12 protein-coding genes are annotated in these 15,070 nt (G+C 69.5%); 5 read left to right on the top strand and 7 right to left on the bottom strand.

Features of this window, described 5'->3' with window-relative positions; genetic code table 11:
- Positions 1 to 13: 13 nt before the first annotated feature.
- Both WHX56_RS17360 and WHX56_RS17355 read right to left on the bottom strand, forming a co-directional pair.
- Positions 14 to 994: a tripartite tricarboxylate transporter substrate binding protein gene (locus tag WHX56_RS17360; RefSeq protein WP_338878491.1), complete on the bottom strand. Its 981-nt coding sequence runs from the start codon at positions 992 to 994 to the stop codon at positions 14 to 16.
- A gap of 1 nt (position 995) precedes the next feature.
- Positions 996 to 2,279 (bottom strand): amidase, encoded by a 1,284-nt coding sequence (locus tag WHX56_RS17355; RefSeq protein WP_338878490.1) that lies wholly within the window; start codon positions 2,277 to 2,279, stop codon positions 996 to 998.
- A gap of 91 nt (positions 2,280 to 2,370) precedes the next feature.
- On the opposite strand from WHX56_RS17355, the gene WHX56_RS17350 reads away from it, so the two are divergent.
- A complete protein-coding gene (locus tag WHX56_RS17350) occupies positions 2,371 to 3,282 on the top strand; it encodes a LysR substrate-binding domain-containing protein (RefSeq protein WP_338878489.1) in 912 nt (303 codons plus the stop codon).
- 79 nt (positions 3,283 to 3,361) lie between these two features.
- Here WHX56_RS17350 and lpdA read toward each other — a convergent pair whose 3' ends face one another.
- The 5 genes from lpdA to WHX56_RS17325 all read right to left on the bottom strand — a co-directional run bounded on the left by lpdA (position 3,362) and on the right by WHX56_RS17325 (position 9,787).
- Positions 3,362 to 4,762, bottom strand: a complete 1,401-nt coding sequence (gene lpdA / locus WHX56_RS17345; RefSeq protein ID WP_338878488.1) for a dihydrolipoyl dehydrogenase — start codon at positions 4,760 to 4,762, stop codon at positions 3,362 to 3,364.
- Between the two features lie 2 nt (positions 4,763 to 4,764).
- Positions 4,765 to 6,099: a dihydrolipoamide acetyltransferase family protein gene (locus WHX56_RS17340; RefSeq protein ID WP_338878487.1), complete on the bottom strand. Its 1,335-nt coding sequence runs from the start codon at positions 6,097 to 6,099 to the stop codon at positions 4,765 to 4,767.
- A 3-nt stretch (positions 6,100 to 6,102) separates the two neighbouring features.
- Positions 6,103 to 7,146, bottom strand: a complete 1,044-nt coding sequence (locus WHX56_RS17335) for an alpha-ketoacid dehydrogenase subunit beta (RefSeq protein ID WP_129242023.1) — start codon at positions 7,144 to 7,146, stop codon at positions 6,103 to 6,105.
- A 2-nt stretch (positions 7,147 to 7,148) separates the two neighbouring features.
- Positions 7,149 to 8,381 (bottom strand): 3-methyl-2-oxobutanoate dehydrogenase (2-methylpropanoyl-transferring) subunit alpha, encoded by a 1,233-nt coding sequence (locus tag WHX56_RS17330; RefSeq protein WP_129242024.1) that lies wholly within the window; start codon positions 8,379 to 8,381, stop codon positions 7,149 to 7,151.
- A gap of 215 nt (positions 8,382 to 8,596) precedes the next feature.
- Complete coding sequence (locus WHX56_RS17325) at positions 8,597 to 9,787, bottom strand: acyl-CoA dehydrogenase family protein (RefSeq protein ID WP_129242025.1); 1,191 nt, start codon at positions 9,785 to 9,787, stop codon at positions 8,597 to 8,599.
- 182 nt (positions 9,788 to 9,969) lie between these two features.
- Here WHX56_RS17325 and WHX56_RS17320 point away from each other — a divergent pair, with 182 nt between their 5' ends.
- From WHX56_RS17320 to WHX56_RS17305, 4 genes are all read left to right on the top strand, one after another.
- Positions 9,970 to 11,712, top strand: coding sequence for a TetR family transcriptional regulator (locus tag WHX56_RS17320; RefSeq protein ID WP_338878485.1), 1,743 nt, complete (start codon positions 9,970 to 9,972; stop codon positions 11,710 to 11,712).
- 14 nt (positions 11,713 to 11,726) lie between these two features.
- Positions 11,727 to 12,830, top strand: coding sequence for a hypothetical protein (locus tag WHX56_RS17315; RefSeq protein ID WP_287755803.1), 1,104 nt, complete (start codon positions 11,727 to 11,729; stop codon positions 12,828 to 12,830).
- On the top strand, positions 12,827 to 14,014 hold the full coding sequence (locus WHX56_RS17310; RefSeq protein WP_338878484.1) for a CoA transferase: 1,188 nt from the start codon (positions 12,827 to 12,829) through the stop codon (positions 14,012 to 14,014). The genes WHX56_RS17315 and WHX56_RS17310 overlap by 4 nt, the downstream gene beginning before the upstream one ends.
- 81 nt (positions 14,015 to 14,095) lie before the next feature.
- Positions 14,096 to 15,061 (top strand): tripartite tricarboxylate transporter substrate binding protein, encoded by a 966-nt coding sequence (locus WHX56_RS17305; protein ID WP_338878483.1) that lies wholly within the window; start codon positions 14,096 to 14,098, stop codon positions 15,059 to 15,061.
- The last annotated feature ends 9 nt before the right edge of the window (positions 15,062 to 15,070 follow it).

Here is a 15,070-nt window from a genome sequence, read left to right as displayed (position 1 = left end):
GGTTCGCGATGCCTCAGTCCGGGGTCGCGCCCGAGGCCTGCACCACCTGCTTCCACTGCATGAACTCGGCCTCCTGGCGGGCCGCCAGTTCGGCCGGGCCGTCATGCATCATCGTGACACCCAACTGGGCGAACTTCTGTTGCAGCGCGGGGTCCGCCATCACCTTGCGGATCGCCTTGTGCAGGGCCTCGGCCGACTCCGGCGGCGCATCCTTCGCGCCGTAGAAAGCCACCCACAAGTCGCCGCGGAAGCCCGGTATGGCCTCGTTGATGGCGGGCACGTCGGGCAACAGCGCGTTGCGCTTTTCGCTGCTGACGCCCAGCGCGCGCAGCTTGCCGGCCTTGATGCCCTCGACCGCCGACGGCAGGCTGGCGAACAGCATGGGCACCTGGTTGCCCATCACGTCCGCCATCGCCGGCGACACGCCGCGGTAGGGAATGTGCTGCATGCGCAGGCCGCCGAGTTCGTCCAGCATCACGCCCAGCAGATGGTTCAGGGTCCCCGCGCCCGCGGACGCGTATTGGTATTTTTCCGGGTTCTCCTTGACCAGCGCCATGAATTCGCCCAGGTTCTTCGCCGGGAAGGCGGGATTCACGCACAGCACGTTGGGCACCTCTCCCACGGCGGCGATGGGCGAAAAGTCCTTGAGCGGGTCGAACTTCGCGTCCTTGTAGACCCACGGGACGATCAACTGGTTGCTGTTCGCCGTGAACAGCACGGTATAGCCGTCCTGGGGCTCGCGCAGGAACGCCTGCGTGCCCACCACGCCGCCCGCGCCCGGCTTGTTGATGACCACCACCGGCTGCCCGAGCTCCGGCCCGAGCTTTTCGGCCATGATGCGCGCGACGATGTCCACCGTCCCGCCCGCGGCCGTGGGCACGAAGACGTTGACCGGCCGGTCGGGAAAGCCCGCCGCCTGCGCCCCGCCCCCGCCCGCGAAGGCGGCCGCCGCGCACAGCGCCAGCGCGCCTCGCTTCATTCTGTCGAATCCCATGTCATTCCCCTTGCTGTATCAGCAGATGATGTAGTTTCCGGCCCAGGGCGAGCAACGCGCGGTCGCCCTCCCAGTCGCCGACCAATTGCATGCCCAAAGGCAATCCCGCGCGGTTGAAGGCGGTGGGCAGGTGCAGGCAGGGCCATCCCAGCACCGACCAGATCTTGTTGAACGACGCATCGCCGGTATGGTCCAGGCCGCGCGGCGCGGGCCCCGGCGTGCTGGGCGTGAGCACCGCGTCGGCGCCGCCGTAGAGCGCGCGCCAGCCTTGCCGCAGCGACGCCTGCGCGTCGCGCATTTCGCGGTACTGTCCCGCCCCGATGGCCAGGCCGTGCGCGACGGCCTGGCGCAAGGCGGCACTCAGCGCCTCTCCCCGGCGCTCGGCCACCGGCGCCAGGCTGCGCGCGAATTCGTAGTGCATGATCACGTCGTGCGCCTGCAGCAGCAGCGCCGTTTCGCGCTCGGCCTCCACGGGCACGCACTGCACGCCGTGCGCCCGCAGCGCGGCGCAGGCCCGCGCGATCTCATCCCGGCTCTCCGCGCTCAGGCTGGCGCGGGGGTTGCCCAGTTGCACCGCGATCGTCGGCGGCCGGTCCCCGGGGCCCTCCGGGCCCGCGTCTCCCAGCAGCACGTCCGCGATCGCCTGGGCGTCTTCCACGCCGTTCGTGTACCAGCCTATGGTGTCCAGCGATTCGCACGTCAGCTTCATGCCGTCGCGGAACACGCGGCCGAAGCTGGGCTTGAAACCGACCACGCCGCAGAACGCGGCCGGACGGATCATGGAGCCGCCCGTCTGCGTGCCCAGCGCCGCGGGCACCATGCCGGCCGCGACCGCCGCCGCGGAGCCGCTGGACGATCCGCCCGGCGTGTGCGCCGGCGCGTGCGGGTTGCGCGTGGGCCCCGGCGTCCTGAAAGCGAATTCGGCGGTCACCGTCTTGCCGACGGGAACGGCGCCGGCGGCGCGCAGCATCCCGACGGCGCACGCATCGAAGGCCGCGGCGCCGGGCACCAGGGCCGGCGCGCCGAATCCGGTCGGCATGTCCGCCACGTCGATGACGTCCTTGATGCCGATGGGCACGCCGGCCAGCGCGCCCGCCGCGATCCCCGCCGGATCCGCCGCGTCGAGCCGCGCGGCGGGCAGGACATGGCTCCATGCCTGTATGCGCGCGTCCTCCCGCGCGATGGCGGCCAGGCTCTGGCGCGCCGCCGCCAGCGGCCCGGCTTCGCCGGACCGGACCCGCCGGGCGATGTCGACGACTGAGGAAGGAAAGGGAACGAGGGGCATGAAAGAGTCCGCGAATGCCTGGCTGAATGAACCGATGCGGCATCTTAGGAACTGGACTAATCTACGTCCAATTTATAATTTCGCCTTTATTATGTCGAAATCAGAATTAATCTTCCTCGACGGAAGGCTGCTGGTCCTGTTCTGCACGGTGGCCGAGGAACTCCACTTCGGCCGGGCGGCCGCCAGGCTGTTCATGACCCAGCCGCCCCTCACGCAGCAGATCAAGCGGCTGGAAGCGATCGTGGGCGTGCCCTTGTTCGCGCGCACCACGCGCTCGGTGAAACTGACGCCGGCCGGCGAAATCATGTACGAGCGGGCGCGCGGGATCACGGCGGACACGCAGCTCATGCTGCGGCAGGCGCGCCGCGCCGCGCGCGGCGAAACGGGCGCGCTGGTGATCGGCATCACCCCCAGCGCCGCCAGTTCGCCGCTGGTCTCGGCGCTGAGCCACTACCGCGACGCGCATCCGGAAGTCCGCATCGACCTGCGCGAAATGAATTCGGTGGACATGGAATCCGCGCTGCGCGCGCGGGTCGTGGACGTGGCCCTGATGCGCCCGCATCCGCTGGATGGCGACATCCAGACCCAGGTCGTCCACGAAGAACCCTTGCGCGTCGCGCTGCGGCACGACCATGCGCTGGCCAACCGGCGCGACGTCTCCCTGGAGGAATTGCTGGCCTACCCGCTGGTGGGCTACCGGCAGGACATTTCGCCCTACTTCCGCCACATGATCCAGGAACTCTTCGCGCACGCGCAGTTAAAGCCGCGGATGGCCCAGGAAAGCGTCATCCCCACCCTGCTGACGCTGGTCGAGGCCGGCGTGGGGCCGGCGATCGTTCCGCTGTCCCTGAGCCGGATGCGCGCCGACTCGCTGCGGTTCCTGCCGCTGCGGGACATTCAGGGGGTCAAGGCGCAGGTCGTGCTGGCCGCGTTGCGCGACCAGGGCAATCCCGCCGTGGAGGGATTCAGGGCGGCGCTGGCGCAATCGGGCGCGCGCCGCTAGGGACCGGGGCTCCGGACAGGCCCGCAAGGCGGGCCTGTCCGGAGGGAGCGTCGCTGCCGGACGACGCTGCTCGCACGCGCTAGATGTGCAGCGCGTGCCCCAAGGCCTTCAGCGCGGCCTCCTGGACGGCCTCGCCCAGCGTCGGGTGCGCATGTATCGTGCCCGCCACGTCTTCCAGCGTGGCGCCCATCTCCAGCAACTGCGAGAACGCCGCCGCCAGTTCGGACACGCCGCGCCCCACCGCCTGCCAGCCCACCACCAGATGGTTGTCGCGCCGCGCCACCACCCGGACGAAACCGTCGGTGGATTCCAGCGTCATCGCGCGGCCGTTGGCGGCGAACGGGAACGAAGCGGACAGGCAGTCCAGCCCGGCGCGTTCCGCGTCGGCGGGCGACAGCCCCGACACCACGACCTCGGGGTCGGTGAAGCAGACGGCCGGAATGGACGCCGGCGTGAAATGGCGCCGCTTGCCGGCCACCAGTTCGGCGACCATCTCGCCCTGCGCCATCGCCCGGTGCGCCAGCATCGGCTCGCCGGCAATGTCGCCGATGGCCCACACATCGCGCATGGAGGTGCGGCACTGGTCGTCGATGCGCAGCGCATTGCCGTGGCGGTCCAGTTGCAGGCTTTCCAGCCCCCAGCCCTGCGTGCGCGGACGGCGCCCCACCGCGATCAGCACGCGGTCGGCCGGCAACTGCGTTTCGGCGCCGGCGGCGTCCTGCACCCGCACCGCGTCGCCCTTGCCGTTCAGCCCCAGCACCTTGCGGCCCAGGTGCAGCTCGACGCCCATCTTGGCCAAGGCGGCCGCCACGGGCTTGGTGAGTTCGGCGTCGTAGGTCGGCAGGATGCGGTCCTGGGCTTCGACCACGGTCACTTCCGCGCCCAGCTTGCGGTACACGGTGCCCAGTTCCAGGCCGATGTAGCCGCCCCCGACCACCACCAGTTTCTTCGGGATGTCGGCGGGCGACAGGGCCTCGGTGGACGACACCACCATGCCGCCGAAGGGCACGGACGGCAGCGGCGTCGGCTCGGAGCCCGCGGCCAGCAGCAGATGCTCGCACTGGATGCGGACCGGCCCGGCGGCCGTCTCGACCTCGGCGGTCTTGCCGTCCAGCAGGCGGGCCCAGCCCTGCACCACTTCCACGCCGTTCTTTTTCAGAAGCGCGGCCACGCCGCCGGTCAGCTTGCCGACGATGCCGTCCTTCCACGCGACGGTGCGCGCGATGTCGATGGACGGCGAGGTCACCGAAATGCCCAGCGCCGAACCGTCCGCGTAATGCCGCGCTTTTTCGTACTCCTCGGCCGCGTGGATCAGGGCCTTGGAAGGAATGCAGCCGATGTTCAGGCAGGTGCCGCCCAGGCGCTCGCCCTCCACGAGGATGGTGGGCACGCCCAGTTGGCCCGCGCGGATCGCGGCCACATAGCCGCCAGGTCCGCCCCCGATCACCAGCAGGGTTGTCGTCTTGGTTGTCTGGCTCATGCTTACTCCACGAAAAGCAGCGCGGGCTGTTCCAGCAGCGCGCGCACGGCCTGGATGAAACGCGCGGCGTCCATGCCGTCGACCACGCGGTGGTCGAAGGACGACGACAGGTTCATCAGCTTGCGCGCCACCACGGCGCCGTTGCGGATGGCGGGCCGCTCGACGATGCGGTTCACGCCCACGATGCCCACCTCGGGATGGTTGATGACGGGCGTGGTGACGATGCCCCCCAGCGGCCCCAGGCTGGTGATGGTGATAGTCGAGCCCGACAGTTCGTCGCGCCCGGCGCTGCCGGTGCGCACGGCTTGCGCCAGCCGCCCGATCTCGGCCGCCATCGACCAGAGGTCGCGCGCTTCCGCGTGGCGCATCACCGGCACCATCAGGCCGCCGTCGCTTTGCGTGGCGATGCCGATGTGCACGGCGCCGTAGCGCGTGACCACGCCGCCCTCGTCGTCATAGCGCGCATTGATCTGCGGGAAATCGCGCAGCGCCACCACCATGGCGCGCGCCAGCAGCGGCAGCAAGGTCAGCTTGCCGCGCGACTCGCCCCACTTCAGGTTGAGCTGGGCGCGCAGGTCCTCCAGTTCGGTCACGTCGATTTCCTCGACGTAGCTGAAATGCGGGATGCGGCGCTTGGACTCCGCCATCTTCTGCGCGATCTTCCTGCGCAGGCCGATCACCGGCACGTTCTCTTCGTCGTTGCGCTCGGCGTATGCGGCGCCGCCGCGGGCCTGGCCCGTCGCGCCCTGGCCTTGCAGGTAGGCGTCCAGGTCTTCGTGCAGGATGCGGCCGGCCGGGCCGCTGCCGGCCACGTAGCGCAACTCGATGCCCAGGTCCCAGGCGCGCTTGCGCACGGCGGGGGACGCCAGCGGCTTCTCGCCAGGTTGGCGGGCGACGGCGGCGGATGGCGCCTGGCGCGCGGGCTGGCGTGCGGCGGGCCTGGGGGGGGTGTCGGACACCTGGGCCGCGGGGGCTTGAGGCGCTTTCGCGGGTTGGGTGTCTGGCACCTGGGTTGCGGACACCTCGCCCACGGCGGCAACCGCGGCGGGCGCCTTGGCCGGCGGCGCGTCCGCGCCCGGCTTGGCGTTGCCCTCGCCCTCCACTTCCAGGCGGATCAATTCCCCGCCCACGGCCATCACTTCGCCCACCTCGCCGCCCAGCGCCAGCACGCGGCCGACCACGGGCGACGGGATCTCCACCGTGGCCTTGTCGGTCATCACGTCGGCCAGCGGCTGGTCCTCGGCGACGGTATCGCCCACCTTGACGTGCCAGCCCACCAGTTCGACTTCCGCGATGCCTTCGCCGATGTCGGGCATCTTGATGATATGAATACCCATCTCTCAACCCTCCATCGCGCGCTTGAACGCCGCGCCGACCCGGCGCGGGCCGGGGAAGTACGCCCATTCCTGGGCGTGCGGATACGGCGTATCCCAGCCGGTCACGCGCTCGACGGGCGCCTCCAGGTGATGGAAGCAGTGTTCCTGCACCAGCGCGATCAGTTCGGCGCCGAAGCCGCAGGTGCGGGTGGCTTCGTGCACCACCACGCAGCGGCCCGTCTTCTTCACCGAATTGACGATGGCGTCCAGGTCCAGCGGCCACAGGCTGCGCAGGTCGATCACTTCGGCGTCGATGCCGGTTTCCTCGGCCGCGGTCAGCGACACGTGCACCGTGGTGCCGTAGGTCAGCACGGTCAGCTCGCTGCCCGGCCGCACGATGGCGGCGGAATCCAGCGGCACGGTGTAGTAGCCCGTGGGCACCACGCTGCCCGGACGTCCGGTCCAGGGCGTGACGGGGCGGTCGTGATGGCCGTCGAACGGGCCGTTGTACAGCCGCTTGGGCTCCAGGAAGATCACCGGATCGTCGTTCTCGATGGCCGCGATCAGCAGGCCCTTGGCGTCGTAGGGGTTGGACGGCATCACGGTGCGCAGCCCGCAGACCTGCGTGAACATGGCCTCGGGGCTCTGGCTGTGCGTCTGCCCGCCGTAGATGCCGCCGCCGCAGGGCATGCGGATGGTCATGGGCGCGATGAATTCATTGACCGAGCGGTAGCGCAGGCGCGCGGCCTCGGACACGATCTGGTCGGAAGCCGGATAGAAATAGTCGGCGAACTGGATCTCGCAGACCGGGCGCAGGCCGTAGGCCCCCATGCCCACCGCCACGCCCACGATGCCGCCTTCGGAGATCGGCGTATCGAACACGCGCGAACTGCCGTACTTGGTCTGCAGGCCTTCGGTGCAGCGGAACACGCCGCCGAAATAGCCCACGTCCTGGCCGAACACCACCACGTTGTTGTCGCGCTCCAGCATCACATCCATGGCCGAGCGCAAAGCCTGGATCATGGTCATCGACGCGGACGCCGGACCGATGTTGTTATCGTTTGCCATGATCAGACTCCGAGCTGCTGGCGCTGCCGGCGCAGGTGTTCCGGCATGTCCTTGTACACGTCTTCGAAAATGCTGGCGGCGCTGGGGACGTGGCCGTCCACCAGCGTGCCGTAGCTTTCCGCTTCCTTCTGCGCGGCCAGGATCTCGGCATCGAGCTCGGCGCGGACGGCGTCGTGCTCGGCCTCGGACCAGATGCCGCGCAGGACCAGGTGCTTCTTGAAGCGCTCGATCGGGTCGCCCAGGGGGAAGTGGCTCCAATCGTCGCCGGGACGGTACTTGGAGGGATCGTCGGAGGTGGAGTGCGGGCCCGCCCGGTAGGTCACCCATTCGATCAGGGTCGGGCCCAGGTTGCGGCGGGCGCGCTCGGCGGCCCAGCTTGAAGCCGAATACACGGCCAGGAAATCGTTGCCGTCCACTCGCAGCGAAGCGATGCCGCAGCCCACGCCGCGGCCCGCGAAGGTGGCGCCTTCGCCGCCCGCGATCGCCTGGAAGGTGGAAATGGCCCACTGGTTGTTGACCACGTTCAGGATCACCGGCGCGCGGTACACGTGGGCGAAGGTCAGCGCGGTATGGAAATCCGCCTCGGCGGTGGCGCCGTCGCCGATCCAGCCGGACGCGATGCGCGTGTCGCCCTTGATGGCCGAGGCCATGGCCCAGCCCACCGCCTGGATGAACTGCGTGGCCAGGTTGCCCGAAATGCTGAAGAAGCCCCTTTCCCGGTCGGAATACATCACCGGCAACTGGCGGCCCTTGAGCGGATCGCGCTCGTTGGACATGAGCTGGCACATCATCGTGACCAGCGACACGTCGCGCGCCAGCAGGATGCTCTGCTGCCGGTAGGTCGGGAAGCACATGTCGCCCTGCTCCAGCGCCATCGCGTGGGCCGACCCGATGGCCTCCTCGCCCAGGCTCTGCATGTAGAACGAGATCTTCTTCTTGCGCTGCGCCGTCAGCATGCGCCCGTCGAAGATGCGCGTCTTCAGCATGGTCCGCATGCCGGCGCGCAGCAGATCGTCGCTGAGTTCCGGCGCCCAGGGACCGACGGCGCGGCCGTCGTTGTCGATCACCCGGACCAGGCTGTAGGCCTGCCCGCCGGTATCGACCGCGGCAACATCAATGGGGGGTTTGGGCACGTCGCCGGCCGGCGACAGGTGCAGGTAGGAAAAATCGGTCTTGCAACCCGGGCGCCCAGTGGGCTCCGGGACGTGCAACTTCAACGGCCCATATTGGCTCATGTATTGTCTCCACGCTTGATCGTGTCATGCGTTTATTCTTGCCAAGGACGCGGCGCAAGGAGGTAGCCTCGTGCCGCATCATCGCCGGCTCGACCACGGAATGATGATCGTGGCCGGCCGGTTAAAAACAATAGCACAGCCGCCGTTGCCATTGGGCGACCCGCATGGAGACTGGCGCTGCGGGCCATTCGTGCCTCGCAACCCAATGCCGGCGGTCATGCGGCCGCGGCCTTCAAGGCATCGCGGGCGATGATGACCTTCTGGACTTCGCTGGCGCCCTCGTAGATGCGCAACGCGCGGATCTCCCGGTACAGGCTTTCCAGGGTTTCCCCCACCCGCACCCCGCGCGCGCCGAACAGTTGCAGGGCCATGTCCACCACGGACTGCGCGTTCTCGGTCGCCGCCAGCTTGGCCATGGCGGCCTCGCGGGTGGTGGGCAGGCCCTGGGCATCGCGGCGCCATGCCGCGCGGTACGTCAGCAACGCCGCCGCGTCGATGGCGACCGCCATGTCGCCCAGCTTCGCCTGGGTGAGCTGCAGATCGCCCAGCCTGCCGCCGAACAGGCGGCGCTCGCGCACGTGGGCCAAGGCTTCGTCGAACGCGCGGCGCGCGAATCCCAGCGCCGCGCCCGCCACCGACACACGGAAGATATCCAGCGTGCGCATGGCCAGCTTGAAACCCTCCCCCTGGGCGCCCAGCAGCCGGTCGGCCGGGATCCGCAGATTCTCGAAGCGCAGCGTCGCCAGGGGATGCGGCGCCATGACGTCGATCCGTTCGCTGACGGAAAACCCGGGATCGCCGGGATAGACCACGAAGGCCGAAATCCCGCGCGTCCCGGCCGCCTCCTCCGTGCGGGCGAACACCGTGTAGACGTCCGCGATGCCGCCGTTGGATATCCAGGTCTTCTCTCCGTCGATGACGTAATGGCCGCCTTCGAGGCGGGCGCGGCAGGCCATGCCCGCGGCATCCGAACCCGCGCCCTTCTCCGACAGCGCGAAGGCCGGAATGCACTGGCCGCTGGCGACCTTGGGCAGGATCTCGGCCTTCAATGCCTCCGATCCGGCCAGGCTGATGGCGCCGCTGCCCAGACCTTGCATTGCGTAGGCGAAGTCCGCGAGGCCGTGCCGATAGGCCAGCGCTTCGCGCGCCAGCGCCAGCCGGCGCGACTCGATGGCGGGCGCGTCGCCGCCGTAGGCTAGCGGCACGCAGGCGCGCAGCAGGCCCGCGGCGCCCATCGCCCGCACCAGGCCGCGGCAATTCGCGTCGACGTTGGCGGCGGTCGCCGGCGGATCGTCGCGACCGTCGGCAAAGGCCTCCACCCGCCGCAGATAGTCCTTGTGGGCAGCCTCGAAGAAGGGCAGATCCATCGATTCACGCTGGTGCAAGGGAAGGAAAGCGGTGTTCATGAACGTCCTCGGTTTCGTCGTCGTGGAAGCCAAAGTCTAACTACATACCCATGCGTATGGTCGATTTCATACCCAAGGGTTTTCCTTTATAAATCAATCCTATTTTCCTATTGAAATATAGATGGCCTGCTCCTACCATGCTCACAAGTATGGACTTAGATACGCACAAGGATCCACGCGCCATGACACTCTCTTGGCCTTCTGCTCCCGGTGTGCCCGCCCGTTGGCTGGCGCACGCGCGCCGGCTGGCCGCCCAGCCCGAAGACGCTGGCGCGCTCCCCTCGGTAGCGCAGTCCGGCCTCGCCGCGCTCTGCGGCGGGCAACAGCCATCTCCTCCCGCCACCCTCCTGGCTGTGATCGAAATCCTGTCCGCGCCGAGGCCGGCGCTGTCGGCCGCCCTGGCCGCCGCCTGGTGTGCCGCGGCCGCGATGGGCGAGCTTGCCGCCACGCGCGCCAGGCGGGAACGGCCAGCCGCAGCCGCCAACCTGGCCGAGGCGCTGGACCCGGCCAGCGGCCGGCCGGCCTTCCTGACCCGCGCGGAAGGCCGTTCCTGGCGAGTCCAGGGCGAAGGCCGTTGGATCGGTTCCGAGACCGGCGCGCCGCTCCTGGTCTTCGCTCACCACACCGAGGCCGACGCGGTCTCCGCCTTTCTGCTGCCGGTGGACGCTCCTGGCATCGAATCGGACCGAACCGGTCCCGCCAGCGGCACGGCCAGAGTGGATCTCAGCGTGGGCCCGGGGCACCTTCTGGGTGCGGCCGGGCAGGCCCGCGACGCCATGCTGCGCAGCGACGCCCTGCGCCGACTCGCCGCGGCCGCGCAAGCCAATGGCGTCACGCTCGCAGCCTACGCGCAAGCAGCGGGCGCGCTGCCGCTCGACGACGCCTCGCCGTCCCTCGGCGCGCAGGAACTGGCCGTCTGCGCCAGCGCGTTCGCCGCGGCGCGAGCGCTGCTGCACGAAGCCGCAACCGCGGCGCATGCCGGCCAGAACATCCGGCTGCCGAGCGCCATGGCGCTGCTATCGGCGGGCGAGTCGGCCGAGCGGATGCTGGCGGCGGCCATGAAGTCCGCCGGCGCATCCCCCCTGGCCGACCCCGCCGCACTGCAGGCGCTGCTGCGCGCACGCCATATCCACCAGGCGACCGCCGGCACGCAAGAAGCTCAGACCGTCCTGCTTGCCGGCGGCATTCGCCCTTCCCTGTCTCCCACCGCTTCCAGAACCTCATCCGCCATGCCTCACGCCCCGAATCCCCGCACCGCCGAATTGCCCGACCGCGTCGCGGAAATTCTCGACGCCGCCGCCGACGCCTTCACGCAACAGACCTACGACGCCACGACCCTGGACCAGATCGGCGACGCGCTGGGCGTCACCAAGGGCAGCATCTATCACCACTACCGGAGCAAGGCGCACCTGTTCACCGCGGTGTACCAGCGCGCCCTGGAGATGAACATCGCCACGGTCGAGCCCATCGCCCGGCAGCCCGGCGCGCGCGCGATCGACAGGCTGTACCGGATGGCCTATGCGCACGCGATGCAGGTGATGAAGCACCTGTCCTACCAGCGCGTGGCGGTGCAGGGACTGGAATCGCACCTCATGGGCCGCATCAATGAAGAACAGCGCGCGCGCCTGGACGAAGTCATCAGCCTGCGCGACCACTACGAAGAGCTATTCGTCAGTGTGCTGACGCAAGCTATCGAAGCGGGCGAACTGCCTCGCCAGAATCCCCGCCTGGCCGCGAAACCGCTGTTCGGCGCCATCAACTGGACCACCATGTGGTACCAGCCCCGTCCCGGAGAAACCGCGGCGGACCGGGAGCGCCTGGCCGCGCACCTGGCCACCTTCGTACTGTCCGGCCTGACCCAGGCCTACCAGCCGGCCGCCGGCACGCAGGCAGACGCTCCGGCCGACGCCGCCCATCGACACTGACTCGGACGATAACCATGCAAACCTTCCCGGCCCATGCCGTCCCAGGCAGCGACGCGGCCCGCTGGTCCGCCGTCGCCGAGTGGCACCACGCCTATTTCACCGGCTTGGTGATGACCATGGTCACCCGCCTCGGCAGCCGCGAGGCGGCCGAACTCGTCTTCCACATTTTCCGCCGCCAGCATCTGGAACGCTTCCTGCCCGGCCTCGAAAAACTGGGCATCGCCGGCCTGCCTCCCGCCGTAGCCGCGGCGCGCTACCACTATCTCTCGAACGCCATCGGCGGTGTGCGCGTGGAATACATGGAGGAGTCGTCCCGCAAGGTCTGGGTGCGCTATCCGACACCGCGCTGGGCCTGGCAAGGCACCGCGCTTTGCGCGATTCCCGGCGAAGTGTCCCGCGCCGTGCTGCGCGGCTGGCATGCGCACAACGGCGTCTCGCTGGGCACGCGCCGGCTCGGCTTCGTCTGCACCAAGCAGGCCATGGATGGCCAGCCCGGCCTGGAAGGCTATTACTGCGAGTACGACCGGGACCTCTCCGAGGACGAGCGGCTGCGCTACGCCCGCGGCGAAGAGGCTCCCGACTTCGACCCATCCCGCGCGCCCACGCTGCCCACCGCCACCTGGCCGCAGGACCGCCTGCAGAAAGCGCGGCGCAACTACGCCATGGAATACGTGCGCACGGCCTTGCCCGAGCTCATCGCCCTGCACGGCCCGCACGAAGCCGCCTGGCTGGGCGGCATCGCCGCCCGGCTGGTCGGTATGCAGTTCTACAGCGACACCGCCGCCGCCTTCGGCCTGCCGGACCAGGGATCCGCGGAGGATTTCGCGCGTTTCATGGTGGCTCTGGCGCAGGCCCAAGGAGACGAGGCCGAACTGATCGCGGACGGCGGCGCGCCCGGCGTGCGCCAGACCAGTTGGAAGCTGATGGCCGGCCTGACCCAATTGCACGGCGCGGCGTTCGACGCCTGGAACTGCCTGCTGGAAGGCGCCTTGTCGGCGCACGATCGCCGGCTGGACCTGAAGGTCGTGCGCCGGCTGGACCAGGGCGAAGGGGCATTCGAGTGGCGCATCGCGCCGCGCGGCATCCTGGTCGGCCCCATCCCCGGAGGCCGGACATGACGGGATCCAGCCTCGGCGGCTTGCGGGTGATCGATGCCTCGCGCGTGCTCGCCGGTCCGTACTGCGGCCAGATGTTGGGCGATCACGGCGCGGACGTCATCAAGATCGAACCGCCGGCCGGCGACGAGACCCGCACGTTCGGCCCGCCGGTGAATGCCGGCGGCGCGGCCTACTACCAGGCCCTGAACCGCAACAAGCGCGGCGTCATCCTGGACCTGAATCGCGCGGACGCGCGCGAAGTCTTCTGGCGCCTGCTGGAAGGCGCCGACGTGCTGATCGAGAATTTCAAGCCAAGCACGCTGGCATCCTGGGGCATCCCCGACCCCGCCGCCCTCTGCGAACGCTATCCGCGGCTGATCCACTGCCGCATCACGGGCTTCGGCGACGACGGCCCCCTGGGCGGCCGGCCCGGCTACGACGCCGCGGTGCAGGCCGCCTGCGGCCTGATGAGCGTCAACGGCGAAGCGGACGGTCCGCCGCTGCGGCTGGGCGTGCCCATGGTGGACCTCGCCACCGGCATGCAGGCGACGATCGCCGTCCTCACGGCGCTGGCCGAGCGCGCCCGCTCCGGCCGCGGCCAATTGTGCGACGTGGCGCTGCATGACTGCGCGCTGAGCGTCGCCCACCCGCACCTGGCCAATTACTTATGGACAGGCAAGACGCCGGCACGCTCCGGCAACGGCCATCCCAACATCGCGCCCTACGATGCTTTCGACACCGCCACGGTTCCGGTGTATATCGCGGTGGGCAACGAGCGGCAATTCGCCACGCTGTGCGCGGAACTGGGAAGTCCCGAGCTGGCGCGGGACCCGCGGTTCCTGCGCAACGTGGACCGCATTGCCAACCGCGCCGAACTGCGCGCGGCGCTCGCGCGCCTGCTGGCCGGCCTGGATGGCCGCGCGCTCTCCGAATCCCTGAGCGCCGCCGGCGTGCCCGTCGCGCCCATCCTCGACGTGGCCGAAGCCATTGCAACGCCGCATGCGGCGCACCGGGAGATGGCGCTCGCCCAGGGCGAATACCGCGGGCCGGGCTTTCCCGTCAAGCTGAGCCGCACGCCCGCGGCGCTGCGGACGCTTCCTCCCCTGCCCGGGGAACACAGCGAAGCCGTGCTTCGGGAAGCCGGCTACGGCGCGGCGGACATCGCCCGCCTGCGAGACACCGGGGCGCTCGGCCCGCCCCGCTGAATTCCGGCGGCGCACCATGCCGTCCATCAGATAAACCGCGGCACAGCGGCATCCGGCAATACGACAAACAGGGAGACAACCATGAAATTGCATCACCTGCCTTTGCTTGCGGCTATCCTGCTTTCCGGTCCGAACGCCATGGCCGCAACCCCCTTTCCAGCGCAGCCCGTCCGCATCGTCGTGCCGCACCAGGCGGGCTCCACCACGGAGACTTTCGGCCGCATGCTCACGCCCGAGATGAGCACGCTGCTGGGCCAGCCGATCGTGATCGAATCGCGCCCGGGCGCGGCCGGCACCATCGGCGCGCGCGATGTCGCGCTGAGCAAGCCCGACGGCTACACCGGATTGATGAACGCCTCCATCCAGGTCATGTACCCGGGCATATTCAAGACGCTGCACTTCGACCCCATGAAAGACTTCACGCCGGTCGGCGTGTTCGGCTTCGCGCCCATGGTGGCGGTGGTGCGGGCCCAGTCTCCGATCAAGAGCTTTCGCGACCTGATCGAAGCCGCCCGCGCCAGGCCCGCAAGCATCACCTTCGCCTCCGGCGGCCTGGGATCGCTGCCTCATCTGGTGGGCGAACTCGTCAATGTGCGCTCGGGCGTGCGGATCAGCCACATTCCGTACAACGGCACCGGCCAGGCCCTGACGGACGTGCTGGGCGGACACGTCGAGGTCCTCTACGCCTCGGTCGCGAGCGCGCTGCCCCAGATCAAGGGCGGCAAACTGCGCGCACTGGCCGTCACCTCGGCCGCGCGCATCGACCTCCTGCCCGACGTGCCCACCATCGCCGAATCCGGCATTCCGGACTTCGACGTGACCTCCTGGTACGGCTACTGGGTGCCGAAAGACACACCGCGCGACGTGGTGGAGCGCCTGAACCAAAGCATGCGCGACGCGTCCGCCATGCCGGCGGTCGTCCGGCGGCTGTCCACCGAGGGCATCATCCCCAGCAAGATGGACGCCGACGAATTCGCCGCATTCGCCGCGGCGGAAAACAGGAAATGGCTGGACGTCATGAAGCAGGCCAACGTGCAGCCGAACTGACCCGCGCCG

It is taken from the genome of Achromobacter veterisilvae, from assembly GCF_037619525.1.
GTDB classification, from domain to species: domain Bacteria; phylum Pseudomonadota; class Gammaproteobacteria; order Burkholderiales; family Burkholderiaceae_B; genus Achromobacter; species Achromobacter veterisilvae.
Note: the sequence above shows the minus strand (reverse complement) of the source record. Positions and strands in the feature narration are given on the sequence as shown.